The sequence below is a fragment of the Streptomyces sp. NPDC093089 genome, from assembly GCF_044754405.1.
In the GTDB taxonomy this organism is placed as follows: Bacteria; Actinomycetota; Actinomycetes; order Streptomycetales; family Streptomycetaceae; genus Streptomyces.
Genome location: NZ_JBIVPA010000004.1, coordinates 38,245 through 63,470, shown reverse-complemented (window position 1 = coordinate 63,470; position 25,226 = coordinate 38,245). Strand labels below are relative to the sequence as shown.

Annotated in this window: 20 protein-coding genes; 10 read left to right on the top strand and 10 right to left on the bottom strand. The window is 74.0% G+C overall.

All coding sequences use genetic code 11. The annotated features are described in order from the left end of the window. Positions 1 to 83 precede the first annotated feature (83 nt). The 3 genes from ACIQFX_RS10380 (at position 84) to ACIQFX_RS10370 (ending at position 5,652) form a co-directional block, all read left to right on the top strand. Complete coding sequence (locus ACIQFX_RS10380; protein ID WP_402460815.1) at positions 84 to 530, top strand: GNAT family N-acetyltransferase; 447 nt, start codon at positions 84 to 86, stop codon at positions 528 to 530. Further along, positions 527 to 1,789 (top strand): MFS transporter, encoded by a 1,263-nt coding sequence (locus tag ACIQFX_RS10375; RefSeq protein WP_402460814.1) that lies wholly within the window; start codon positions 527 to 529, stop codon positions 1,787 to 1,789. The genes ACIQFX_RS10380 and ACIQFX_RS10375 overlap by 4 nt, the downstream gene beginning before the upstream one ends. Positions 1,790 to 1,953: 164 nt before the next feature. Next, a complete protein-coding gene (locus ACIQFX_RS10370; protein WP_402460812.1) occupies positions 1,954 to 5,652 on the top strand; it encodes a S8 family serine peptidase in 3,699 nt (1,232 codons plus the stop codon). A 57-nt stretch (positions 5,653 to 5,709) separates the two neighbouring features. Here the strand turns inward: ACIQFX_RS10370 and ACIQFX_RS10365 are convergent, their stop codons facing one another. The 6 genes from ACIQFX_RS10365 to ACIQFX_RS10340 all read right to left on the bottom strand — a co-directional run bounded on the left by ACIQFX_RS10365 (position 5,710) and on the right by ACIQFX_RS10340 (position 13,235). After that, positions 5,710 to 7,164, bottom strand: coding sequence for an acyl-CoA synthetase (locus ACIQFX_RS10365; protein WP_402460810.1), 1,455 nt, complete (start codon positions 7,162 to 7,164; stop codon positions 5,710 to 5,712). A gap of 59 nt (positions 7,165 to 7,223) precedes the next feature. Further along, positions 7,224 to 8,408, bottom strand: coding sequence for a nitrate/nitrite transporter (locus tag ACIQFX_RS10360; protein WP_402461554.1), 1,185 nt, complete (start codon positions 8,406 to 8,408; stop codon positions 7,224 to 7,226). Between the two features lie 112 nt (positions 8,409 to 8,520). Further along, positions 8,521 to 10,071 carry a GAF domain-containing protein gene (locus ACIQFX_RS10355; RefSeq protein WP_402460808.1) on the bottom strand — a complete coding sequence of 517 codons (1,551 nt, stop codon included), beginning with the start codon at positions 10,069 to 10,071 and terminating at the stop codon, positions 8,521 to 8,523. 52 nt (positions 10,072 to 10,123) lie between these two features. Then, positions 10,124 to 11,185, bottom strand: coding sequence for a rod shape-determining protein (locus tag ACIQFX_RS10350; protein WP_402460806.1), 1,062 nt, complete (start codon positions 11,183 to 11,185; stop codon positions 10,124 to 10,126). A 1,257-nt stretch (positions 11,186 to 12,442) separates the two neighbouring features. Continuing rightward, on the bottom strand, positions 12,443 to 12,739 hold the full coding sequence (locus ACIQFX_RS10345) for a hypothetical protein (RefSeq protein ID WP_402460804.1): 297 nt from the start codon (positions 12,737 to 12,739) through the stop codon (positions 12,443 to 12,445). A 61-nt stretch (positions 12,740 to 12,800) separates the two neighbouring features. Beyond that, positions 12,801 to 13,235 (bottom strand): MarR family winged helix-turn-helix transcriptional regulator, encoded by a 435-nt coding sequence (locus ACIQFX_RS10340; protein ID WP_402460803.1) that lies wholly within the window; start codon positions 13,233 to 13,235, stop codon positions 12,801 to 12,803. 105 nt (positions 13,236 to 13,340) lie between these two features. Between ACIQFX_RS10340 and ACIQFX_RS10335 the strand changes: the two genes are divergently transcribed. From ACIQFX_RS10335 to ACIQFX_RS10315, 5 genes are all read left to right on the top strand, one after another. Continuing rightward, on the top strand, positions 13,341 to 14,360 hold the full coding sequence (locus tag ACIQFX_RS10335; RefSeq protein WP_402460802.1) for an NADP-dependent oxidoreductase: 1,020 nt from the start codon (positions 13,341 to 13,343) through the stop codon (positions 14,358 to 14,360). A gap of 65 nt (positions 14,361 to 14,425) precedes the next feature. After that, the gene (locus ACIQFX_RS10330; RefSeq protein ID WP_402460800.1) at positions 14,426 to 14,848 is read left to right on the top strand and encodes an organic hydroperoxide resistance protein; all 423 of its coding nucleotides are present in this window, start codon (positions 14,426 to 14,428) and stop codon (positions 14,846 to 14,848) included. Positions 14,849 to 15,023: 175 nt separating this feature from the next. Beyond that, positions 15,024 to 16,847: a protein kinase gene (locus ACIQFX_RS10325; protein WP_402460799.1), complete on the top strand. Its 1,824-nt coding sequence runs from the start codon at positions 15,024 to 15,026 to the stop codon at positions 16,845 to 16,847. 42 nt (positions 16,848 to 16,889) lie between these two features. After that, positions 16,890 to 17,717, top strand: a complete 828-nt coding sequence (locus ACIQFX_RS10320; protein WP_402460797.1) for an EI24 domain-containing protein — start codon at positions 16,890 to 16,892, stop codon at positions 17,715 to 17,717. An 11-nt stretch (positions 17,718 to 17,728) separates the two neighbouring features. Further along, a complete protein-coding gene (locus ACIQFX_RS10315) occupies positions 17,729 to 18,547 on the top strand; it encodes a pectate lyase (RefSeq protein WP_402460795.1) in 819 nt (272 codons plus the stop codon). A 29-nt stretch (positions 18,548 to 18,576) separates the two neighbouring features. Here ACIQFX_RS10315 and ACIQFX_RS10310 read toward each other — a convergent pair whose 3' ends face one another. Then, positions 18,577 to 19,551 carry a LysR family transcriptional regulator gene (locus ACIQFX_RS10310; protein ID WP_402460794.1) on the bottom strand — a complete coding sequence of 325 codons (975 nt, stop codon included), beginning with the start codon at positions 19,549 to 19,551 and terminating at the stop codon, positions 18,577 to 18,579. Between the two features lie 147 nt (positions 19,552 to 19,698). Here ACIQFX_RS10310 and ACIQFX_RS10305 point away from each other — a divergent pair, with 147 nt between their 5' ends. Continuing rightward, on the top strand, positions 19,699 to 21,888 hold the full coding sequence (locus ACIQFX_RS10305; RefSeq protein ID WP_402460792.1) for a M4 family metallopeptidase: 2,190 nt from the start codon (positions 19,699 to 19,701) through the stop codon (positions 21,886 to 21,888). 108 nt (positions 21,889 to 21,996) lie between these two features. Here the strand turns inward: ACIQFX_RS10305 and ACIQFX_RS10300 are convergent, their stop codons facing one another. Beyond that, positions 21,997 to 22,710 (bottom strand): carbon-nitrogen hydrolase family protein, encoded by a 714-nt coding sequence (locus ACIQFX_RS10300; RefSeq protein ID WP_402460791.1) that lies wholly within the window; start codon positions 22,708 to 22,710, stop codon positions 21,997 to 21,999. A gap of 8 nt (positions 22,711 to 22,718) precedes the next feature. Further along, entirely contained in the window at positions 22,719 to 23,657 is a 939-nt protein-coding gene (locus ACIQFX_RS10295; protein ID WP_402460789.1) for a LysR family transcriptional regulator, read from the bottom strand. Here ACIQFX_RS10295 and ACIQFX_RS10290 point away from each other — a divergent pair. Then, positions 23,656 to 24,504, top strand: coding sequence for an NAD(P)-dependent oxidoreductase (locus ACIQFX_RS10290; protein WP_402460787.1), 849 nt, complete (start codon positions 23,656 to 23,658; stop codon positions 24,502 to 24,504). The two genes, ACIQFX_RS10295 and ACIQFX_RS10290, sit on opposite strands and share 2 nt — an antisense overlap. Before the next feature lie 25 nt (positions 24,505 to 24,529). On the opposite strand, the gene ACIQFX_RS10285 is transcribed toward ACIQFX_RS10290, so the two are convergent. Further along, the gene (locus ACIQFX_RS10285; protein ID WP_402460785.1) at positions 24,530 to 25,105 is read right to left on the bottom strand and encodes a TetR/AcrR family transcriptional regulator; all 576 of its coding nucleotides are present in this window, start codon (positions 25,103 to 25,105) and stop codon (positions 24,530 to 24,532) included. Positions 25,106 to 25,226: the final 121 nt, after the last annotated feature.

Sequence of the window (25,226 nt, the reverse complement as noted above, 5' to 3'; positions counted from 1 at the left end):
CGTCCGCGGCGCGTGCCGCGGACGGTGTGGGGCTTCATCCAATTGTAAGGATCACCGTCCGAGTACGGTCCTATACTCGCCCCATGTCCGACATCACCATCCGGCGCGCCACCGCCGACGACTCCAAGCGGCTCACCCGGCTCGTCCGGGGCTCGCGCGCCTACCGCGGGGACTACGCCGCCATGGTCGAGGGGTACCAGGTGGGCGGCGCGTACATCGAGCACCACCCCGTCTTCGTCGCCGCCGACGGGACCGGTCTCGTCCTCGGGTTCTACGCGCTGCTCGTCGACGAGGCGGAGCTCGACCTCGCGTTCGTCGCGGACGCGGCCCAAGGGCTCGGCATCGGACGGCTCCTGATGGAACACATGGCCGGACAGGCGAGGGCCGCCGGGCTCGACGCCGTGCGGGTCGTGGCCCATCCGCCCGCCGAGGAGTTCTACCTGCGCACGGGGGCCGTCCGCACCGGAGCCGTACCGCCCGCCGGACACGTCCACTGGGAGCGTCCCGAGCTGCGGTACGACGTCGCGTGACCACCGCAGAGCAGCAGAAGGAACAGCACGACCGCCGCAGGGTCTTCGCCGACCTCACCCCGCTGCGGACCTCCGCCCACTACCGCCGCCTCTGGTTCGGGAGCACCGTCTCCTGGGTCGGGCAGGGCATGACGGCGCTCGCCGTCTCCCTCCAGGTGTACGACATCACCCGCTCGCCGTTCTCCGTCGGGCTCGTCGGCCTCTTCTCGCTCGTCCCGCTCGTCGTGTTCGGCCTGTACGGCGGGGCCGTCGCCGACACCGTCGACCGCCGCAAGCTCGGCCTCGTCAGCGCCTGCGGATCGGCGGTCCTCTCGATCGCGCTCGCCGGAGCCGCCTTCGCGGGCTTCCACCGGGTGTGGTTCCTCTACGGGATCGTCGCCCTCCAGGCCGTGTGCGCCGCGCTCAACTCGCCCGCCCGCACGTCGATGATCCCGCGGCTGCTGCCACCCGAGCAGCTGCGCGCCGCCAACGCGCTCAACTCGATGGTCATGACCTTCGGCACCCTCGTCGGCCCCAGCCTCGGCGGCCTGATCGTCGGACTCGCCGGCTACCAGACCGCGTACCTCGTCGACGCCCTCGCCTTCTCCGCGAGCCTGTACGCGATGTGGCGGCTGCCGTCGATGCTGCCGGACCGGACCGGGAAGAAGCGGGCCTCCGTCCTCGACGGGCTGCGGTTCCTCGCCACCCGCCCCAACCTGCGCATGACGTTCTTCTCGGACTTCTGCGCGATGATCCTCGCCCACCCCCGCGCCCTGTTCCCCGCCATCGCCGTCCTCTGGTACGGCGGGGACGCGAAGACCACCGGACTCCTCGTCGCCGCACCCGCGTTCGGGGCGCTCCTCGGAGGAGTCCTCTCCGGCTGGCAGAGCCGCATCCGCCACCACGGCCAGGCGATCCTGATCGCGGTGGCCTGCTGGGGCACCGCCGTCGCCGTCTTCGGGCTGACCCGGAACCTCTGGCTCGGGCTGCTCCTGCTCGCCCTCGCCGGCTGCGCCGACACCGTCTCGATGATCTTCCGGAACACGATGATGCAGGTCGCGGCGCCGGACGAGATGCGCGGCCGGCTCCAGGGCGTCTTCATCGTGGTCGTCGCGGGCGGGCCCCGGCTCGGCGACTTCCTCGCGGGCTCCGCCGCCGACCTGACGTCGCCGGCCGTCGCCGTCACGGGCGGTGGCGTCGCCTGCGTCCTCGCCGTCGGCCTCCTGGCCCTCTACGGCCGCTCTTTCCGCCGGTACGACGCACTCGACCCCACTCCGTGAGGCTGCGTGCGTGTTTGGCCCCGAAGAGGCCGTCCTGACCTGGCGGTTGACCGCCACGGCACATAACCGCCAGGAGCGACGGGAGTCAATTCCCGCCCCGGAGGCGAAGACTCCTCGCGGCACCCGGAAAACCCCCTACCCCGGGTCCGCGAGGAGTTTCGCCGATGACGTCGAGGATCACCCCCTTCGGCAGAGGGAGGGCCGGCCTGCTCGCCGCCGGCATCTCGCTCGTGATGCTCTCGGCCGGGCAGACCGCCGCCGCGCCGGGTGCCACCACCCCCGTACCCGCGACCTTCACCGGGGCCAAGGGCACGGGCACCAGCACCACCGTCACCCTCCTCACCGGAGACCGCGTCACCCTCACCGACCTCGGCGGCGGCAAGCAGACCGTCACCGTCGACCGGGCCGAGGGCGCCACCGGCGCGATACGCACCCAGGTCGTCGACGGACGCGTCACCGTCGTCCCCGACGAGGCCGCCCCCTACCTGGCCTCCGGTGCGCTCGACCCCCGCCTCTTCGACGTCACGGGCCTCGCCGAGCAGGGCGTCACCGGCGAACTGCCGCTGATCGTCACGTACGGAGCCAAGGGCGCCCGGGCCGCCGCCCCCGCCCCGCGCGGCGCCGAGACCGTCCGCGCCCTCCCCAGCATCGGCGGCGCGGCCGTCACCGCCACCGACCCCGCCGCCTTCTGGCAGGGCTTCACGGCGAAGGGCGCGAACTCCCGCTCCGCCGCCCCGGGGAAGGTCTGGCTCGACGGCCGGGTCGAGGCCGCCATGGCCGACTCCAACGCCCAGATCGGCACCCCGAAGGCCTGGGAGGCCGGGCTCACCGGCAAGGGCGTCAAGGTCGCCGTCCTCGACACCGGCGCCGACCTCGCCCACCCCGACCTCGGCGGACGGGTCGCCGAGAGCAAGTCCTTCATCGAGGGCGAGGAGGTCGCCGACCGCAACGGCCACGGCACGCACGTCGCCTCCACCGTCGGCGGCTCCGGCGCCGCCAGCGACGGCAAGGAGCAGGGCGTCGCCCCCGGCGCCACCCTCGCCGTCGGCAAGGTCCTCAGCGACGAGGGCTCCGGCACCGAGTCGCAGATCATCGCCGGCATGGAGTGGGCCGCCAAGGACATCGACGCGAAGATCGTCTCGATGAGCCTCGGCTCCCGCGAACCCAGCGACGGCACCGACCCGATGGCCCAGGCCGTCGACACCCTCACCGCCGAGACCGGCGCCCTCTTCGTCATCGCCGCAGGGAACTCCGGGGCCCCCGGCTCCATCGGCTCGCCCGGCTCCGCCGACTCCGCGCTCACCGTCGGCGCCGTCGACTCCGCCGACGAGGCCGCCTACTTCACGAGCCAGGGCCCCCGCTACGGCGACCAGGCCCTCAAGCCCGACCTCTCCGCCCCGGGCGTCGGCATCCTCGCCGCCCGCTCCCAGCTCGTCGCCGGCAGCGGCCCCTACACCTCCATGAGCGGGACGTCGATGGCGACCCCGCACATCGCCGGCGTCGCCGCGCTGCTCGCCGAGAAGCACCCCGACTGGACCGGCGCCCAGCTCAAGAACGCCCTGATGTCCTCGTCGAAGACGCTCGACGCCTCCGCGTACGCCCTCGGCGCCGGCCGGGTCGACGTGGCCGCCGCGATCGCCGCGAACGTCACCGCCACCGGCTCCGCCGACCTCGGCTTCGCCTCCTGGCCGTACGAGGAGAACAAGCCGGTCACCAGGACCGTCACCTACACCAACTCCTCCGACGCGCCGGTCGAGTTGGACCTCGCCGTCGAGGGCATGCCGGCCGGGGTCGCCGCCCTCGCCGACACCGCCCTCACCGTCCCCGCCCACGGCTCCGCGAGCACCACGGTCACCGGCGACGGCACCGAGGCCCCCGTCGGGCAGTCCTCCGGCCGGATCACCGCCACCGCCGCCGGCGCGCCCGTCGCTCACACCGCGCTCGGCCTGGTCAAGGAGGAGGAGCGCTACACCCTCACGGTCCACGTCAAGGACCGCGACGGCGCCCCCACCGCAGCCTTCCTCGGCATGAAGAAGCTGGCCGGGGGCGAGGACCCCTTCCCGGCGGCCGTGGGCGACTCCGGCACCGTGCAACTGCGCCTCAAGCCCGGCACGTACACCGTCGGCACCTTCCTCGACGTGCGCGGCTCGCACGGCGAGGACTCCCTCGGCCTCGGCTTCCTCACCGCCCCCGAGGTCGTCCTCGACCGCGACCGCGAGATCACCCTCGACGGACGGCAGCTGCGCGAGATCCGCGCCGAGGTCGAGAAGCGGACCGAGACCCGGCAGCTCCTCATGGAGTACGACCGCAAGGCCAACGGGACCTCCTACACGGACATCGTCCAGGTCCCCATGACGTACGACTCGCTCTTCGCCGCGCCGACCGCGCCCGTCACCACCGGCACCTTCGAGTACCGGACCGTCTGGCGCCTCGGCAAGCCGATGGTGGAGGCGAGCGTCGACGGCGTCCGCCTCTCCGGCGCCACCACGCAGGGCGGAACGACCCTCCTCGAAGGCCGTCACCGCCTCGGCCTCGTCGACGCGGGCACCGGCACCCCCGCCGAGTACGCGGGCAAGGACGCCACCGGCAAGGCCGTCCTCGTCCGGCTCACCGCCGGAGCCGACCCGACGCAGCTCGCCCAGACCGCCCAGGACGCGGGCGCCAAGGCCCTGTTCGTCACCGACGACCAGCCGGGCCGGCTGATGAAGTGGTTCGGCACCGCCGACTGGGAGGACCGGCCGCTCTCCGTCTCCACCGTCAACACCGCCGACGCGACGCGGCTCGCCGCCGGCGCGGCCCGGGGCCAGCGCGTCGACCTGACCGGCACCCGCTTCACCCCGTACACCTACGACCTCTCCGAGGGCCACCCCCGCGCCATCGGCAAGGACCTCGTCTTCCGGCCCGACGAGGACGAACTGGCCACGATCCGCTCCACCTTCCACGCGCCGACCAAGCGCGCGGAGCTGGGCGGCGAGTTCCGCTACTCGATCACCGAGGCCTTCCCGATCGGCGTCGGCTTCAAGGAGTGGATCGCCTTCCCGGCCGAGCGCACCGAGTACGTCTCCACCGGCACCGGCCAGCTCTGGCACGAGTCCGTCGACCTCGGCGACTCCCTGGAGGAGCGCGGCGGCACACCGTCCTACCGGGGCGGCAGCCGCGTCGACCTCGACTGGTTCGGCCCCGTCTGGCACCCCTGGCTCGGCACCGGTCTCGGCTGGGGCCAGCAGCGCACCGGCAACGACCTGCGCTTCAACACCCCCGGCTGGGGCGACTCGGGCACCGACCACACCGGCTTCGGCAACGTGTGGAGCGACCCGACGATGAGCCAGTACACCGAGGTGTACGTCGACGGCGTCCGCGTCGACCGGAGGAAGAGCTCCGGCGCCTACGCCTGGGACGCCCCGGCGCAGGAGGCCACCTACAAGGTCGTCACCGACACCGCGCTCGACCCGGCCCGCTGGCGGCTCGCGACCAAGGGCCACACCGAGTGGACCGTCCGGTCGGCCGAGACCCCGGACGACCGGATCACCTACCTGCCGATGCTCAACCTCGGCTTCGACCTGGACACCGACATCAACGGCGACGTCCGGGCCGGAAGCAGGCTGCCCGTACGGACCTTCGCCGAGTACGTGAAGGGCGCGTCCGGCACCGGAACGATCACCGGCGGCACCCTGGACGTCTCCTACGACGAGGGCAGGACCTGGTCGAAGGTCGCCCTCAAGCCCTCGTGGCGCGGCGCCTCCTGGACCGGTGAGCTGCGGATCCCGGCCGGGGCGGACTCCGTCTCGCTGCGGGCGGGCGCGAGCGACGACCAGGGCGGCACGGTCACCCAGGAACTCGTCCGCGCGCTCGGCGTGAAGTAGCGCCGACCCTGTACGAGGCCGGGCCCCGGTGAGCCGGGGGCCCGGCCTCTTCCTCCGTCAACGCGCTGCGGGAAGCGCCTTCTTCAGGACCTTGCCCATGTCGTTGCGGGGAAGCGCCTCCAGGTAGCGCACCACCCGGGGCCGCTTGTGCGGCGCGAGGAGCCCCGCCACGTGCTCCGCGAGCTCCGTCTCCGCCGGAGGCGCCGAGGCGTCCGCCGCCACCACCCAGGCCACGATCCGCTCGCCCAGGTCCGGGTCCGGTTCGCCCGTGACGGCCGCCTCGCGGACCCCCGGATGGTCGAGCAGCGCGTTCTCGATCTCGCCCGCCCCGATCTTGTAGCCGCCGCTCTTGATCAGGTCGGTCGCCCTGCGGCCCACCAGCCGCACCGCACCGTCCGCCTCCCGCACCGCCATGTCGCCGGTGCGGAACCAGTCGCCGTCGAAGGCCGCCGCCGTCGCCTCCGGCCGGCCGAGGTAGCCGGAGAAGAGGTTCGGGCCGCGCACCTGCACCTCGCCGACCGTCTCCCCGTCGTACGCCTCCAGCACGGAACCGTCCTCGTCCACCAGCCGCAGCCCCACCCCCGCGAGCGGCACGCCGACGGTCCCGGGACGCGGGGCGCCGCCCGGCAGCACGCTGGTGTTCATCAGCGTCTCGGTCATCCCGTACCGCTCGACGACCGTCCGGCCCGTCGCCGCCGCGATCCGCTCGTGGTCGTGCACCGGCAGCGCCGCCGACCCCGAGACCAGGAGCCGCGCCCCCGCGAGCGCCGCCGCGAGACCGGCGTCGCCCTCCAGCGCGTCGGCCAGCCGGTGGTACATCGTCGGCACGCCGAACAGCATCGTGCCGCCCCCGGCGCCCAGCTCCCGGGCCACGCCCTCGGCCGAGAAGGCGCCCAGGTGCCGCACCTCGCCGCCCCGGCGCAGCGGCCCCAGCACCCCGAGGACCAGGCCGTGGACGTGGAACAGCGGCAGCGCGTGCACCAGGACGTCGTCCGCCGTCCACGACCAGGCGCCGGCCAGCGCGTCGAGGGAGGCGGCCAGCGCCCGGTGCGAGAGGAGGACGCCCTTCGGCGGGCCGGTGGTGCCGGAGGTGTAGACGACCAGGGCGGGGGCCTCCGGGTCGTCCGGCCCCGCCGGCGGGGCGGCGGCCGTGCCGGTGAGCGACACGTCGATCCGGGGGACGCCGCCCAGCCCGGCGGGCAGCTCGGCGGCGGGGTCCGCCAGTACGGCGGAGGGCGCGCTGTCGCCCAGGACGTGCGCCAGCTCCCGCTCGCCGGTGCGCGGGTTGAGGGGGACGGCGGGGACGCCCGCCAGCAGCGCCCCGACCACCGCGACCGCGGTGTGCGCGCTCGGCGTGGCCCAGACGGCGACCCGGCCGGCCCCGGCGATCCGGGCGGCCAGGGCGCGGGCCGCCCCGGCCAGTCCGCCGTACGTCAGGGTCGTCGCGCCGAAGCGCAGCGCGGTCCGGTCGGAATCGGCTCCGGCCGCCAGGGCCGGGAAGAACGCACTCACCGGTCGAGCTCCTCGGGTCGTCGAGGGCGAAGGTCGCCGGAAGGCATTCTGCCGGGGCGTCAGGGTCTCGCGGCGGCGACCTTCGCCGCCTCCGGCTCCGGTTCGTCGCCGCCGGGCCGGATGCCGCGCATCCGCCCGTACGCGTACACGCAGCCCGCGAGCGCCAGGTCGGAGAGGAGCATGAAGCCGATCGAGTACGAGTCCTTGGCGCTGTAGATCGCGCCCATCACCAGCGGCGGCACGAAGCCGCCGAGGCCGCCCATCGCGCCGACGATGCCGGTCACGCTGCCCACCTGGGCCTGCGGGGTGACCTGGGAGACCAGGGCGAAGACCGAGCCGCTCGCCGTGCCCAGGCCGGCCGCCATGACCAGCAGGGCGATCGTGCCGCCCGGGTTCAGCGGTGGGTCGAAGGCCTGGACGATCGCGAACAGGGCGGCCGTGCCGAGCGCCCCGGCCGTCACCAGCGCCGGGTGGACGCGGTCCGACAGCCAGCCGCCGATCGGCCGGAAGACCACCGTGACCAGGGCGAACCCGGCCGCCTTGGTGCCGGCGTCCGTCGGGTCCAGCTCGTACCAGGTCTTCAGGTACGTCGGCAGGTAGACGCCGAACGCCACGATGCCGCCGAAGCCGATCGCGTACAGCGCCGACAGCTCCCACGTCACCCGCAGCCGCGCCGCCGAGCCCAGCCGGGTCGCGAGGGAGGCGGTGGGCACCGGCCGGTCGGGCCGGTCGGAGATGAGGAAGAAGGCGAGCACCGCGTACGCGGCCAGCGCGAGCGCCACCACGACGAACGGCAGGTTCTCCCCGTGCTCGGCGATCCTGGGCGTGAAGTAGCCGGAGAGCGCCACGCCGCCCATGCCCATGCCGAACACGCCGAGGGCCAGGCCCCGCTTGGCCGGCGGGAACCACGAGTTCACCAGCGGGATGCCGATCGCGAAGGTCGTGCCGCCGAGGCCCAGGAGGAACGCGACGACGAGCAGCAGCCCGTAGGTGTCCTTCACCACGATCAGCAGCAGTACGGGGATGATGGTCAGCGCCGAGACGAGCGGGAACATCCGCTTCGCGCCGTACCGGTCCGTCAGGGCGCCCGCCGGGACACGGCCGACCGAGCCGACCAGGACCGGGACGGCGACGAGGAACGACTGCTGGAACGAGCTGAGTTCGAGCCGGTCGCCGTACCAGCTCGCGAGCGGCGCGATCAGGTTCCACGCCCAGAAGGTCAGCGTGAAGCCGATGGTGGCCATCGCCAGATTGCGGTAGGCCGCCGCGGTCGGGGGCTTCGTCTCGGTGGTCACCCCACCAGTCAAGATCGGTAAGAGGGGCCCGGCGCGCCGGACTGCTCCGTACGGGTGCCCCTCAGGGCCAGGTCACCGTCGCCGGAGGCGAGCCGTCGTCCTCGACCCGCAGCCGGAGGCCGTCGTCCCCGGCCGCCACCTCGACCGTCACCGCGGTGACCCCGGGCCGCCGGTGGGCCGCGGCGAGCGCCCCCCGCAGGGCGGCGAGCAGCTTCCCCGCGTCCTCCTCCTCGGCGAGCGTGTCGACCGCGCCGGAGAAGTGCACCGACGGCCGGAAGCCGAGGAGGGCGGCGGCGCCGCCGGTCTCGCGGAGGACGCGGCCGCGGAAGGAGGCGGGGGCGTCGGCGGGGGGCTGCTGGAGGGCGAAGATGGTCGTGCGGACCTCCTGGATGGTCGAGTCCAGTTCGTCGACGGCCCGGCCGAGGAGTTCGTTCTCGTCGGACGAGCCGGCGGCGCGGCGGCGGGTCGACTCGAGCATCATCTCGGTGGCGAACAGGCGCTGGACGACCAGGTCGTGGAGGTCCCGTGCGATCCGGTCCCGGTCCTCGTACACGGCGAGCCGTTCCCGGTCGTGGCGCGCGTCCGCGAGGACCAGGGCGAGGGCCGCCTGCGAGGCGAACTGGGAGGCGAGGAGCCGGTCCACGGCCGAGTACGGCGGGTCGCCGCGCCGCCGGGGGAGGGCGAGGGTGCCGATCAGCTTCCCGCCGCTCTGCAGCGGCAGCATCATCGACGGTCCGAAGCGGGTGCGGACCGCGGTGGTCATCCTGGGGTCGGTCGCGGAGTCCTCGACGAAGACGGGTTCCCCGCCGAGCAGCTGGACGAGCACGGGGGAGCCGGGGGCGATCGTCGTGCCGACCAGGTCCCCCGGGTCGTCGGTGGCGGAGGCGGCGACGATCTCCATCCCGCCCTCGGCGGTGGGCTGGAGGACCACCCCGGCCGAGGCGCCGGCGAGGAGGCGGGCCCGCTCGGCCACGGTCGTCAGGGCGTTCTCGGCGGACGTGCCGGTGAGCAGGGCCGTGGTCACGGCCGCGGCCCCCTCGATCCAGCGCTCCCGCTGCCGGGCCGTCTCGTACAGGCGGGCGTTGCCGATGGCGATGCCCGCCTGGGAGGCGAGGACCCGGAGCAGGGCGAGGTCCTCCTCGGTGAAGCCGCCCGGGTGCTTCTCGGTGAGGTACAGGTTGCCGAACACCTCGGTGTGGACCCGGATCGGGACGCCGAGGAAGGTGCGCATCTCCGGATGCCCCTCGGGCACGCCGACGGAGCGCGGATCGGCCGTCAGGCCGTCGGGCCGGAGCGGCCGCGGGTCCCGCACGAGCGCGCCGAGGAGCCCGGTGCTGCCGTCGGGGAGCCGGTCGATGCGCCGCCGCTCCTCGTCCGTCATGCCGGACGTGAAGAGTTCGGTGAGCCGGTGGCGCTCGGGGTCGACGACCCCGAGCGCGCCGTAGCGCGCCCCGGTCAGCTCGGTCGCGGAGTCCACGATGTGCTGGAGGGTGGTGCGCAGTTCGAGATCCGTGCCGACGCTGAGGACCGCTTCGAGCAGCAGGGGCAGGCGGGGCATCCCGGTGCCGTCGTCGGTGTCCGCGGCCTCGGCGTCCTCGTCCATGATCGTCATGATCTCATTGTCATACGAATCAGGGGATTTGGCTGGTTTGCGTGCTCCGGGCTCAGTCCTCGTCGTCCAGCGGGTTCCGCTCCGACAGCGGGTCGAGGACCATCGGCTGGACCTTGCCCTCCAGCATCGCGCCGAGGCCCAGCACCGCGCAGACGTCCGGGCGTTCGGCGATGTGCACCGGCATCCCGGTCGCCTCGCGCAGCATCTGGTCGAGCCCCGGCAGCAGGGCGCTGCCGCCGACCATCATGATCCCGCGGTCCGCGAGGTCGGCCACCAGGTCCGGCGGGCAGTCCCGCAGCACCTTCCCGATGCCGTCGAGGACCGCCGTCAGCGGGGTGTGGATCGCCTCCCGCACCGCGGCCGTGTCGACGGTGACCGACCGGGCCAGGCCCGTGGCGACGTCCCTGCCGTGGATCTCGGTCCTCGCCGGACCCTCGGCCGTCAGGCCGTTCCCGCTCAGGGCCAGTTGCAGCGGCCGCACCGACTGGCTCGGCAGCATCAGCTCGTGGTGGTGGCGCAGGTGCTGGATGACCGCGTGGTCGATGGCGTCGCCGCCGACCGGCATCCGCTCGGCCGTCACGATCGCGCCGAGCGAGAGCACCGCGACCTGGGTCGTCGCCGCCCCGCACACCATGATCATGGTCGCCGTCGGCTGCTCGACCGGAAGGCCGCAGCCCACCGCCGCCGCGATCAGGGTGTCGACCAGCTCGACCCGCCGCGCCCCGAGACCGACGAGGGTCTCCACGGCGGCGCGCTGCGCCAGCGGATCGCTGTCGTGCGGGGTGCACGCCGCCGCCCGCAACCGGGGCTTGCGGCGCAACTGCCTGCGCAGCTTCTCGCCGAGGAGGTGGCGGAGCATCCGCTGCGCCATGTCGATGTCGACGACCGTGCCGCCCGACACCGGGCGGACGACCCGGATGTAGTCGGGCGTGCGGCCGGTCATCTTCTCCGCCAGCGCGCCGACGGCGATCAGCGCTCCGGTACGGGTGTTGACGGCGGCGACGCTCGGCTCGTCGACGACGAGTCCGGCGCCCTTGACGAAGACCCGGGTGCGGGCGGCACCCAGGTCGACGGCGACATGGCAACGACGCAGCTGCTCAAGGCTGACGGTCACGGCGGATCCTCCGGAGTGCGGTGCTGGCACGGGCGAGGTGGTTCGCGTTGCGCGTTCCTGTTCGCATCGTCCGGCCGTCCGCGCCCCGGCGCGCGCTGGGCTGCGCCGCCCGGGGCCCGCCGACGCCCGCCGGGCCGGGCCGTGCGGAGGGGGCGGACGGCTTCCGTTCGGACCGGGCGGATCGGCCGGACCGCTTCCGGGTCGGGTCGTGCGGAGGGGGCGGGCGGCTTCCGGGGCGATCGGCCGGACCCCTGTCGGGTCGAGCCGGGCGGATCGGTCGGAGCCCCTCCGGCCGGCCGGTCGGGCACCCTCCGCGTGCGGCCGGTGACGGAGGCGGAGGTACGGGCGCGATGAATCCGGAGGCGATCCTTCCCGAAGCGGGAGAATCGCGACGCACCGCCGACGACCTGCGGTTTCCTCACAGGATCCTCACGTCGCCGCCTCCCTGTCACCGCACGGGGCCGCATAGCCTGCGGGCCCCATGGACTACTGCTACGCGTGCCGGCGGCATCTCAACGGGGCCCTCGCCTGTGCCGGGTGCGGGACTCCCGTCGAGAAACTGCGGTACCAGAACCCCCACGTACCGGCCCACCCGCCGGCCCCCGCACCGGTCCACACCCAGGACCCCGCCTACGCCGAGCCTCGCCCCGCCTACGCCGAGGCCTACTCCGTCTACGCCGAGCCTCGCCCCGCCTACGCCGAGGCCTACTCCGTCTACGCCGAGCCCCATCCCGCCCATGCCGGGCCGGGCGGCACCTACTCCGAGCCGGGCCACGCCTCCACGGGGCCGGACCGCCCGTACGCCGAGCCGGACCGCTCCGAGCCCTCGTTCGCGCCCTCGGTCGAGTCTTCGCCCGAGCCCTCGCCCGAGTCCGAGACCCCTCCCGAGCACGTCTACGAACTGGACGTCCTGGAGCCGCCGCGCCCGCCCGCGGGCGGGCGTCGTGCCGCCCGGGCCGCGGGGCGGGACCGGGCCGCGGCCCGGGGGCGTACCGCCGTGCGCCGGGGGAGGCGCTCCCGGTCGCGTGGGGCTCGTACGGTCCTGGTCAGCACGGTGGGCCTGGTCCTCGCGGCGGGGACGTTGAGCCTGGCGCGGCTCGCCCTGGAGGATCCTCCGCCGGACGGCGCGGCCACGGCGGTCGAGGAGCTGGACGTGACCGCGGCGCCGCTCGCGCCGGAACCGCTCGACGACACGCGGCCGCCGGACGGCGCGGGGCCGTCCGAGGTGGCCGACGCACCGGAGTCGACCCGCCCTCGTCAGGCGAGCGCGGGCTCGGGTACGGGCGCCCGGCGGGGATCGGGTTCCGCCTCGGGAGCGGGGACGGGCACGGGACCGGCGTCCGGTACGGGGTCGGGGACGGGGCCCGCCACGGGGCAGGGGGACGGGGGCGTCCCGGCGCAGCAGCCTACGGCCACCGGCTCGCCGTCCGCGCCCGCCGGGACGCCGTCGTCGACGGCGGGCGGCCCGACGCCCACGGGCTCGGGTACTCCCGGCGGGCCCACGCCCTCCACGACGGGTGCGACGCCGAGCGGCACGCCGACGCCGACCTGCACCCGCTTCCTCTGGTGGTGCGTGTAGGTCCCGGAGGGGCGGTCCGGGTGAGGGGCTGAGGGATTAGGCGAGGTCCTCGCCCAGCATGCGCCTGAGCAGGTCGCGGAGCAGGGTGCGCTCGGTCTCGGAGAGTTCGCCGAGGGGTTCGCGGGCGAAGCCGAGGGAGTCGCGGAGGCGGCGGGCGGTGTCGCGGCCCTCGGCGGTGGGGACGGCGAGCTTGACGCGGCGGTCGTCGGGGTCGGGGTGGCGTTCGACCAGGCCGCGGGCTTCGAGGCGATCGACGATCCCGGTGATGTTGGAGGGCTCGCACTTCAGCTTCTGGGCGATGCGGCGCATCGGCAGCGGGTCGAGGGAGAGCAGGCCGAGGACGCGGGCCTGGGCGCCGGTGAGCGCGTGCTGCGCGGCCGCCTGCTCGTACTCCTCGTAGTAGCGCGCCACGACCGTGCCGATCAGCTCGACGACTTCGAGGGTGAGGGGGTCCGTGCGTGAGGTGGCCATGGGGTTCAGTCTACCCAGATACTTGACAACATGAAATATCTAGGCGCATGGTTGTTTGAGGTAGTGAACCTTTTGTGATCCAAAGCTTTTCTGGAGGCCGTGCTCATGTCCGTACTTCCCGCGTCCAGCCGTGAGTGGCACCTCGTCGCCCGTCCGCACGGCTGGCCCGTCCCCGCGGACTTCGAGCTGCGCGAGACCCCGGTCGCCGAGCCCGCCGAGGGCCGCGTCCTCGTGCGCAACCTGCACTTCTCCGTCGACCCGTACATGCGCGGAAGGATGAACGACGTGAAGTCGTACATCCCGCCCTTCCAGCTGGACCGCCCGATGGACGGCGGCGCGGTCGGCGAGGTCGTCGCCTCGAACGCCGAGGGCTTCGCCGTCGGCGACCACGTCCTGCACGGCCTCGGCTGGCGCGAGTACGCCGACGTCCCGGCCAAGGGCGCCACCAAGGTCGACCCGGCGCTCGCGCCCCTCTCCGCCTACCTGGGCGTGCTCGGCATGACCGGCCTCACCGCCTACGCGGGCCTCTTCGAGGTCGCCTCCTTCAAGGAGGGCGACGCCGTCTTCGTCTCCGGCGCGGCCGGTGCCGTCGGCAGCCAGGTCGGCCAGATGGCGAAGCTCCGGGGCGCCTCCCGCGTCATCGGCTCCGCCGGCTCCGACGAGAAGGTCAAGTTCCTCGTCGAGGAGCTCGGCTTCGACGCCGCCTTCAACTACAAGAACGGCCCCGTCAAGGACCAGCTCCGCGAGGCCGCCCCGGACGGCATCGACGTCTACTTCGACAACGTCGGCGGCGACCACCTCGAAGCCGCGATCTCCTCGCTCAACGTGCACGGCCGCGCCACCATCTGCGGCATGATCGCCCAGTACAACGACACCGAGCCGGTCGCGGGCCCGCGGAACATGGCGATGATCATCGGCAAGCGGCTGCGGCTCCAGGGCGTCCTCGTCGGCGACCACTACGGCCTGCAGAACCAGTTCGTCCAGGAGGTCGGCGGCTGGCTCGCCTCCGGCGAGCTGAAGCACCGCGAGACCTTCGTCGAGGGCATCGAGAACGGCGTGGACGCCTTCCTCGGACTCCTCCGCGGGGACAACACCGGAAAGATGATCGTCTCGGTGACCCGTTAGTCTTCCCTCAGCCGTCGCGATCGTGGGCGCGAGTCGCGGCGAACTGCAGAAGGAAGTACCCCGGCATGTCCATCCAGCACTCCGACGTCCTGTACACCGCCGTCGCCACCGCCGAGAACGGCCGTGACGGTCGGGTCGCCACGGACGACGGTCGGCTCGACGTCGTCGTCAACCCGCCCAAGGCCATGGGCGGCTCCGGCGCCGGCACCAACCCCGAGCAGCTCTTCGCGGCCGGCTACAGCGCCTGCTTCCAGGGCGCGCTCGGCGTCGTCGCCCGCAACGAGAACGCGGACGTCTCCGGCTCGACGGTCACCGCCGAGGTCGGCATCGGCAAGAACGACGACGGCTTCGGCATCATCGTCAAGATCTCGGCGACCATCCCCAACGTGGACGCCGAGACCGCCAAGAGCCTGATCGAGAAGGCCCACCAGGTCTGCCCGTACTCCAAGGCGACCCGCGGCAACATCACGGTCGAGCTCGCGGTCTGACCCGCGGCGGCGCACACTGGGCGAGGGCCGCACCCCGACCGACCGGGGTGCGGCCCTCGCCGCTTTCTCCCGCCGTCCGCGGCGCGTCCTCCGCCGCTCGCGGCGCCGCCCTCGCCGTGTGCCCGTGCGGTGCGTCTGCGGCATCATGTCCGTGTCCAGCGGACGGGGGAGTCGAGTGTCGTCGCACAACGGGCCGGAGCGGGCCGGCCAAGGGCTCATCGGCGGGCGGTACCGCCTGGGGGAGCGGCTCGGACAGGGCGGCACGGGCGTCGTCCGGCGGGCCACCGACGAACTGCTCGGCCGCCAGGTCGCGGTCAAGACCCTCGCGCTCGACGACGGGGCCGACCCGGCGGGCGCCCTGCGGGAGGCGCGGGTCGTCGCCCGGATCCGGCACCCCCACGTGATCGTCGTCCACGACGTCGTCGAGCACGAGGGCCGGCCCGCGCTGGTGATGGAGCTGGTCGACGGCGGTTCGCTCGCCGACCGGCTCGCGGCCGGCCGCGTCCTGTCCCTCCGGGAGACCGCCCGCCTCGGCCTCGACCTGCTCGACGCGCTCGGCGCCGCGCACGCCCTCGACGTGCTGCACCGGGACGTGAAACCGGCCAACGTCCTCCTGGAGAAGGGCAGCGGCCGGGCGGTCCTCACCGACTTCGGCATCGCCAGCCTCCCCGGCGCCACCACGCTCAGCGGCACCGGCGTCTTCGTCGGGACCCCCGAGTACACCGCGCCGGAGCGGATGCAGGGCGGCGACGCCGGACCGGCCTCCGACCTGTGGTCGCTCGGCGCGCTCCTCTGCGCGGCGGCGACGGGCACCTCGCCCTTCCGCCGCGACTCGATCGGCGCCGTCCTGCACGCCGTCGTGTACGAGGAGATCCGGCCGTCCGAGCGGATGGGACCGCTCGTCCCGGTCGTCCGGGGCCTCCTCGAACGCGACCCGGCCCTCCGTATGGGCGCCGCCGAAACCCGCCGCATGCTCGCCGCCTGCGCGGCCGCCGACGCCCCGGCCGACGCCCCGACCCCGGTCCGCCCCCCGACGGAACGGCCCGACACCGCGACGCCGGTCCACCCCTCGACGGAACGGCCCGACACCGCGACGCCGGTCCACCCCTCGACGGAACGGCCCGAGGCCGCGACCCCGGTCCACCCGCCGGTCGTAGGGCCCGACGACCCGACGCCCGTCCGTCCGCCGGCCGCGCACGACCACGGGCCGACCGCGTACGACCCGGGGCGGGCCGCGTACGCCCACGGGCAGGCCGCCACCCCGCGGCAGCCCTCGACGCCTCGGGCGGCGGGCCACCCCGGCGGGCGTACGGACCCCGATGCGCTCACGGACCCCGACGCGCTCATGGACCCCGCGGCCGGACGCGCGGCCGGGGCGGGCCGGCGGGGCGGTCTCGCGCTGCCGTTCGTGGTCGCGGCCGTCGCCGCGTCCGTCGCGGCGGTGACGGTGGCGGTGCTGCTCGCGGGACGGGACGACCCGTCGACGGGCGCGGACGGCCCCCGGGCCGGCTCGTCGTCCCCGACGACCACCACCGGACCCGCGCCCGGACCCGCGCCCGCCGGGTACACGACCGTCGAGGACGAGCGCGGGTTCACGCTGGCCGTTCCCGCCGGGGCGCGCCGCTCGACCGACGGGGAGCGGGTGTTCTACACGACGGGGGACGGGGCGGTCTGGGTCGGGGTGCGGATCAGGGCGATCCCGGCCGGCGGGGCGATCGGGGTGATGCGGAGCGCGGACGCGGACGGCCCGCGGACGAACCGGGGGTACCGCGACGCCACGGTCGAGGAGACGCGGCACAAGGGGCTGCCCGCCGCCCGCTGGGAGTTCACGTGGAACGGCTTCACCAGCGCCGAGGGGCCGCGGCACACCGTCGACGTCTGCTGGGAGCAGGCCGGGACGCTGTACGACGTGTGGGCGTCGGCCCCGGTGGACCGCGCGTCGGAGGGCCGCCGGCACCTCGACACGGCCCTGGAATCCTTCCGTACGTCCGGCCGCTGACCTGCCCGGAGAGGTGCCGCGGGCACCGATAGGGTGACCCCCATGCGTGATTTCGGGGTGGGTTTCAAGTACTTGCTGCAGGGCCAGAAGTGGGTGGGTCGGCACGGCCGGTGGTTCGGGTTCGGGCTGCTGCCCGGCCTGGTGACCCTCGTCCTGTACGCGGGCGCGCTCGTCGGTCTCGGTTACGGCGCCGACGACCTGGCGGCCTGGGCGACGCCGTTCGCCGACGACTGGACCTCGCCCTGGATCGGGCTCTTCCGCGGCACCCTGACGGCGCTCGTCTTCACCTTCGGGCTGTTCCTCGCGGTCATCACCTTCACCGCCGTCACGCTGCTCGTCGGCCAGCCCTTCTACGAGTCCCTCTCCGAGCAGGTCGACCGCAGCGAGGGCGGCGAGGTGCCCGAGTCCGGGCTGCCGCTCTGGCGCGAGCTGTGGATCTCCGCCCGGGACAGCCTGCGGGTCGTGCTGCGGGTCGCGTTCTACGGCGTCCTGCTCTTCGCCTGCGGCTTCATCCCGGTCGTCGGCCAGACCGTCGTGCCCGTCCTCGGCTTCTGCGTGTCCGGGTTCTTCCTCGCCGAGGAGCTGACGGCCGTGGCGCTCCAGCGCCGGGGCGTCGAACTCAAGGAGCGGCTGCGGATGCTGCGCGGGCGCAGGCTCGCGGCGCTCGGTTTCGGCGTACCGCTGACGCTCTCCTTCCTGGTGCCGTTCGTCGCCGTCTTCCTCATGCCGGGGGCCGTCGCGGGCGCCACGCTGATGGTGCGCGAGCTGCGCGGCGAGACGGCCGACGACGACTCGGAGAAGAAGGATCAAGGACGCGGCAACCTTCCTTCGACCGGTGGCGACCAGGGGGTGCACCACCTCCCCCACTGAAGAAGGAACACATGACGTCACACAAGCGGAAGACGGGCCGCCGCCGCGCGGCCATCGGCGGCCTGAGCGCCCTCGCCGTCACCGGGACGGCGATCGTCGCCGGCACCCTGCTCGCCCCGGCGGGCGCGGCGAGTGCCGTCGCCGCCTGGCCGGAGGCCAAGGGCAGCAAGCCGGTCGCCACCACCATCGAGGTCTCCGGCACCTACGACGGCAAGCTCAAGCGCTTCTACGGCACCGGCGAGCTCGGCTCCGACGGCCAGAGCGAGAGCCAGAAGCCGGTCTTCGTCCTCAAGGACGGCGCCGTCCTCAAGAACGTCGTCATCGGCACCCCGGCCGCCGACGGGGTCCACTGCCTCGGCAGCTGCACCCTCCAGAACGTCTGGTGGGAGAACGTCGGCGAGGACGCCGCCACCTTCAAGGGCACCTCGGCGTCCTCGGTGTACGCGGTCTACGGCGGCGGCGCGAAGGGCGCCTCCGACAAGGTCTTCCAGTTCAACGGCGCCGGCAAGCTGGTCGTCACCAAGTTCCAGGTCGCCGACTTCGGCAAGCTGGTCCGCTCCTGCGGCAACTGCAAGAAGCAGTACAAGCGGACGATCCTGATCAACGACGTGGACGTCACCGCGCCCGGCAAGTCGATCGTCGGCGTCAACGCCAACTACGGTGACACCGCGACCCTGCGGAACGTCCGGATCCACGGCGACGCCAAGAAGAAGACCAAGCCCTGCACCCGCTTCACCGGCAACAGCACCGGCAAGGAGCCCGTGGAGATCGGCACCGGCCCGGACGGCACCACCTGCCGTTACGCGCCGGGCGACCTCTCGTACGACTAGTCGCCGCACCGCGCCCGGTCCTCGGGGGCTCAGCCTTCGAGGACCGGGTGCAGCTCGGGGCGGGCGTCCCACCAGGCCCGGTAGAAGGCGTTGTTGTCGACGTTCGCCAGATAGGCGCGGGCCGCCGCCCGGTACATCAGCTCGGCGTGCGGGGCCGGGACCGCGGTGCGGTTCCAGGCCAGCCGGATCCGGCCGGTGACCGGGTCGCCCTCCAGGGGGCGCAGCACCGTCCCCTCGGCATGCGGGGCCGTCGGCTGGCTCATCGAGACCGCCCGGCCGGCGGCGATCAGGCCGTAGTGCATCTGCCGGTCGGCCACCCGGTGCCGCAGCACGGGCGTGAAGCCGGCCTTCGCGCAGGCGGCGACCAGCGCCTCGGGGCCGCCGTCGTCGTCCTCGACCAGCGTCATCCAGGACTCGCCGGCCAGTTCGGCCAGCGCGATCCGGTCCTTCCCGGCCAGCGGGTGGGCCGCCGAGAGCCGCACGCAGAACGGCTCCTTGGGGACGAGCGTCCGGGCCGTGGTCCCCTCGGGCAGTGCCACCTCGTGGTCGTTGACCTCCCCGTACAGGACGGCGTCGTAGCGTCCCGCGCCGAGCTGCCGGGTCAGCGTCGTCGCCGAGTGCTCCACGTTCACCGAGACGTCCTGCCCGGTGCCGAGTCCCGCCATGACCTGCTCCAGCTCCCCGAGCAACCGGTCGACGAGGACGAGCAGGATGCAGCCGAGGCGCAGCGGGGTGTGCGGGGCGACGGCCCTGGCCCCGGCGGCCAGCGCGTCCATCTCGCCGAGCACCAGGCGCGCCTTGGAGAGGACGAACTCGCCCAGCGGCGTGGGCTCCACGCCGTGCCGGCCGCGGAGGAAGAGCTCCCCGCCGGCGACCCGCTCGATCCGGCGCAACTGCGCCGAGAGGGCCGGCTGCGAGACCCCGAGGCGCCCGGCCGCGCGCCCCAGACTGCCCGCTTCCGCTATCCGGCAGACGGCCTCTAGATGCCTCAACTCCAGCTGCATTTCAGCAGCGTACGCAGCACCGCGCGGGCGCACCATAACCCGCGTCTTATGCCGTGTGAGATGTCCCGAACTGGCCATGTCCACGCCCATACTCGGCGCGACGATCCGTCTCCCCCACCTCGATCCCCACCCTGATCGGAGCAGACGTTGCACCCCACCAGACTCACGGCGACCGTGGCCGCCCTGGCCCTGTCGGCGAGCCTCGCGACCGCCCTCGCCGGCACCGCCAGCGCCGTGCCGCAGGCGCAGCCCGTACCCCCGGGTCACGGCAAGTCCCTCGCGCTCGCGGCCGCCGACGGCGCCGCGGCGAGCGGCCTCGACGAGCTGCGGCACGGCGCCGACGAGGACCTCGTCCGGACGTCCGTCACCCCCTGGGCGAACGGCCTGTACTACACGTCGTACGAGCGCACCTACCGCGGCCTCCCGGTCGTCGGCGGCGGCGACGCGGTCGTCGTCACCGACAGCACCGGCAGGGTCCGCGAGGTCACCGGCGCCCCCGCCCCGGCCATCAGGCTCTCCACCAAGGCGAAGGTCACCGCCGACGCCGCCCTCGCCACCGCCCGCGCGCAGCTGGCGTCGGTCGAGAGCGCGAGCGCCCCCGAGCTGACCGTCCTCCTCAAGGGCGGCAAGGCCGTGCTGACCTGGCACACCCTGGTCATCGGCCGGACCGCGAAGGACGCGCCCAGCTCCCTCGACACCTACGTCGACGCGCGGACCGGCGCCGTCGCCCGCGCCACCGACAAGATCCTGCACGCGGACGGCCGCGGCTACCACAACGGCAACGTCACCATCGACACCGCCACCTCCTCGATGACCGACACCAGCCGCGGCGGCTTCAAGTGCGGCGGCCAGAACGGCAGCGCGTACACGGGCTCCTCGCCGTGGGGCAACAACGGCGCCAACGACCTGGTGACCGCCTGCGTCGACATCATGTACGCGGCGCAGAAGGAACACTCCATGCTCAAGGAGTGGTTCGGCTACAACGGCCAGAACGGCCAGGGCGGCATGGTCCCGGCCCGCGCCGGACTCAACGAGGTCAACGCCTACTACGACGGCACGAAGACGACCTACGGGCGGGCCCAGACCGGCTCCAACCAGCTCACCGGCATCGACGTCGTGGCGCACGAGTACGGCCACGAGATCTTCGACCGGACCCCGGGCTCCGCCGGCTCGTCCAACGAGAACGGCGGCATGAACGAGTCGACGGGCGACATCTTCGGCGCGCTCACCGAGCACTACGCCAACAACCCGAACGACACCCCGGACTACACGGTCGGCGAGAAGGTCAACTTCTTCGGCGACGGCAAGCCGATCCGGAACATGTACAACCCCTCGCTCGTCGGCAACGACCCCAACTGCTACCCGCAGTTGACCTCGGGCACCGAGGTGCACGCGGCGGCCGGCCCGCAGAACCACTGGTTCTACCTGCTCGCCGAGGGCTCCAACCCGGGCGGCGGCAAGCCCAGCAGCCCCATATGCTCCGGCGGTCCGTCCTCCGTGACCGGCATCGGCATCCAGAAGGCCGGCAAGGTGTTCATGGGCGCCCTGCTGATGAAGACCTCCTCCTGGAACCACCTCGCCGCCCGCAAGGCGACGCTGACCAGCGCCAAGAACACCTACGGCAGCGTCGAGTGCAACGCGGTGAAGGCGGCCTGGAACGCGGTCGGCGTCCCGGCCCAGTCCGGTGAGACCGACTGCGGCGGCACCACCACCCCGGACTTCTCGCTCGCCCTGAACCCGTCCTCGGGCTCGGTGCAGGCCGGCGCCTCCGTCACCTCCACGGTGAACACCTCCACCACCGGCGGCAGCGCGCAGACCGTCCAGCTCTCCGCGAGCGGCGCGCCGAGCGGCGTCACCGTCTCCTTCAGCCCCACCTCGGTGACCTCGGGCTCCTCGTCCACCATGACCGTCCAGGTCGCGGCGGGCACCGCCAACGGCACCTACCCGATCACCGTCACCGGCACGGGCTCCGCCACCCACACGGTCACGTACCAGCTGACGGTCGGCACCACGACCCCGCCCACCGGCTGCTCCGGCGCCGAGAACACCTACCAGGGCACCCTGACCTCCGGCCAGGCCCAGGCGCAGCCGGACGGCTCGTACTACTACTCCGCCACCGCCGGCACCCACACGGGCTGCCTCCGCGGCCCGGCCGGCGCCGACTTCGACCTGTACCTGCAGAAGTGGAACGGGTCGGCCTGGGCTGACGTGGCGGTCGGCGGCACGGCCTCCGCCGACGAGAACACCAGCTACTACGGCACCGCGGGCTACTACCGGTACGTGGTCCACGCGTACAGCGGTTCCGGTACGTACACGCTGGGCCTGAGCGCCCCGTAACGGGGCCGGGGCGCCGTCGCGGACCGGGGGTTCCGTGACGGCCGTCCACGAGCCGGGCGGCCGTACGTCCCACGGCCGCCCGGCTTCGCGCGTCCCGGTCCCCGGCGGTCAGCCGACCTCGGCGAGCGCGAAGCCCGGACCGGCGTCGCCCGCGTCCGCGATCCGCCCGCCGTCCGGCCCCCAGGCGCCGGCCCGGCCTGCGCCGACCCCGTCCTCGTTGGCCCCCAGGACGTTGCCGAGGACCACGTACAGGCCGAAGTCGCGGGCCCGCACCGGGTACACCGCCTCGAACGAGTCGTTGTCGGCGGACAGCACCGAACTCGCCAGGTACACCGTGCAGCCGTCGGCGGCGGCGCGCCCGGCCAGTTCGGGGAACCGGTTGTCGTAGCAGGTGGCCAGCGCGAACCGGACCCCGTCGAGCGTGAACCGGCCGTCGGCGGTGCCCGGCGCGAACACCTCGGCCTCCACGCCGTACAGGTTCCGCTTGTCGTAGCGGGTGAGGAGCGAGCCGTCCGGGCCGATGACGAGCGTGCCGAGACCGGGCCGTGAACCGCCGTTCCGCACCGGCCCGTTGACCACGGCCGCCGCACCGGCGGCCCGGCACGCCTCCCGGACGGGCGCCAGGCGGGCATCGTCCTCGGCGAGGACGAGGCCGGGGGCGTCCCGGATCAGGGACGGCTCGTACCCCGTCAGGCAGAGCTCCGCGAAGACGACCACGCGGGCCCCCTCCGCCCCGGCGGCCCGGACCAGGCCGGCGATCGTACGGACGTTGGCGTCGATGTCCCCGGCGACCGGGGCGAACTGGGTGGCTGCGACGATCATGGCCCCCATCATCCCGCCCGGCCGCCGCGCGGGAACCCCGGGGAGCCCCGCAGCGCCTCCGCCGTCTCCCGCAGCACCTCCAGGAACGCGGTCGCCGCCGCCGTGGGGACCGGCGGGGCCGCCGCGTGGATCCGGCGGTACGGGACGTCGTCCGGATGGATCCGGACGAGCGTGACGTCCCTGCGCACGGACGCCGCCGCGAGCGCCGGGACGAGCGTGACGCCGAGCCCGGCGGCCACCGCGCCCAGCTTGGCGATCCAGTCGTGCGCGATCAGCCCCGTGCGCGGCCGGAACCCGGCGGCGACCGCCGGACGGAAGAGGGTGTCCTCCAGGCGCTCGTTGCCGACGATCCACTCCTCCCCGGCGAGTTCGGCCAGCCGCACCGCCCGCCGCCCCGCGCGCGCGTGCCCCCGCGCCAGGGCCACCAGCATCGGCTCGTCGAGCAGGTGGTGCAGGACCACGCCCTCCGGCGGGGGAGCGGTGACGGCCGGACTGACCACCGCGAGGTCCAGCTCCCCGGCGGCCAGCAGCCCCAGGTGCTTCACGGACGGCCCCTCGGTGCGGGTGACCGCCACCCCCGGGTGGCGCGCCCGGAACACGGCCTGCGCGCCGGGGACGAGCGCCGCGTTGGCGCTGGAGAACGAGCCGAGCCGGAGCAGCCCGCCTTCCAGGGTGCGCAGCGCCTCCAGTTCGGCCCGCGCCGCGACCAGCCGGTCCCGTACGGCCTCGGCGTGCGGCAGCAGCACCCGGCCGGCCTCGGTCAGCCGCACCCCGCGCGGCAGGCGCTCGAAGAGCACCGCGGCCGTCTCGTCCTCCAGGGCCTGGACCTGGCGGGAGACCGCGGACTGGGTGTAGCCGAGGACGCGGGCGGCGGCGGTGAAGGACCCCTCCCGGGCGACGGCGAGGAACGCTTCGTACAGGCCATGCGAGACGGGCATGCCGGCCATGCTAGACATTCGCTGGTCGCATGCGGGACGCGGACCTAGCGTCGAGGGCATGGAGAACACGCAGCAGAAGATCGCCTTCCTCGGCCTCGGGTCCATGGGGCTCCCCATGGCCCGCCGACTCCTCGACGCCGGACACCCGTTGACCGTCTGGAACCGCACGGCCGCCAAGGCCGACGCCCTCGTCGCCGACGGCGCCGTCCGGGCCGCGAGCCCCGCCGAGGCCGTCCGGGACGCCGACGTCGTCGTCACGATGCTGGCGGACCCGGCCGCCGCGCTCGCCGTCGCGGACGGGATGGTCCCGGCGCTGCGTCCCGGCACCCACTGGATCGACACCTCGACGGTCGGCCCGGACACCGTCCGCGCCCTGGCCGCCCGGCTCCCCGCCGGGGTCACCCTGATCGACGCGCCCGTGATGGGCAGCGTCGACCGGGCCGCCTCCGGCGAGCTGCTGATCCTCGCGGGCGGCGACACCGCGCCCGTCGCTGCCGTCCTCGACCGGCTCGGCGCGACCACCCCGTGCGGTGGGCCCGGGACCGGCGCCGCCCTCAAGCTCGTCCTCATCAACGCGGCCATCGGCGGGGTCGCCCTGGTCGCCGAGGCCCTCGCGCTCGCCGGCGCCCTCGGCCTGCCCCGGGACCTCGCGCTCCGCACGCTCGGCGCGGGCCCCCTCGCGGGCGCCGTCGGCCGCGCCACCGCGACCGGCTCCCACTTCCCCGTCGCCCTCGCCGCGAAGGACGTCGCCCTGGCGACGGCCCTCGCGAAGCTGCCCGTCCTGGAGGCCGTCCACGCCGCGCTCACCAAGAACCCGGCGCTGCTCGGCGAGGACCTGGCGGCGGTGGCCCGCTAGGGAGCGTCCTCCCGGCGGTGGCCCGCTAAGCAGTGTCCTCGTCCCCGCGCAGCAGGCGCAGGAAGTCCCGGAAGGCGCCCGGCATGTCGACCGCGCAGGGGTCGAGGAGCCACTGGTACTGGAGCCCGTCCATGACCGCGGTGAGCAGCGGCGCCGCCCGCTCCGGGGTGAGCCCGCCGGGGAGGCGGTCGCCGAACTCGAGCCGCAGGACGTCGGCCATGTTGGCCCTGACCTGCGCGTACCGATCGGTGAAGAAGGCGCGGGCCGGGTGGCCGTCGGTCACGCTCTCGCCGAGCAGGGCGGAGAAGGTCTGCACGATCCCCGGCCGCATCGCGTTGTACTCGACGAGGGATTCCAGCAGGTCGAGCCGCCAGCCCTCGCGGTCCCGGCCGCCGCTGGTGTCCCAGCGGTCGCGCTCCTCCAGGACGGCGACGAGCAGCGCCTCCTTCGTCGGGAAGTAGTGCAGCAGCCCCTGCTGGGTCAGTCCGACGCGCTCGGCGACGGAGCCGAGGGTGGCGCCCCGGTAGCCGCGCTCGGCGATCACTTCGAGGGCGGCGCGCAGGATGTCCGCGCGTCGCTCCTCGCTCCTGGCCCGCACCATCGCCGTGGCCTCCTCTCGCAGGTTCGTCCCGACAGGACGGTACCCCTTCGCCCCGCCGTTGAAGTAACGGATAGGTAACGTAACCTACCGATCTACAGGTAGGTCGGTGCACGATGGGCGC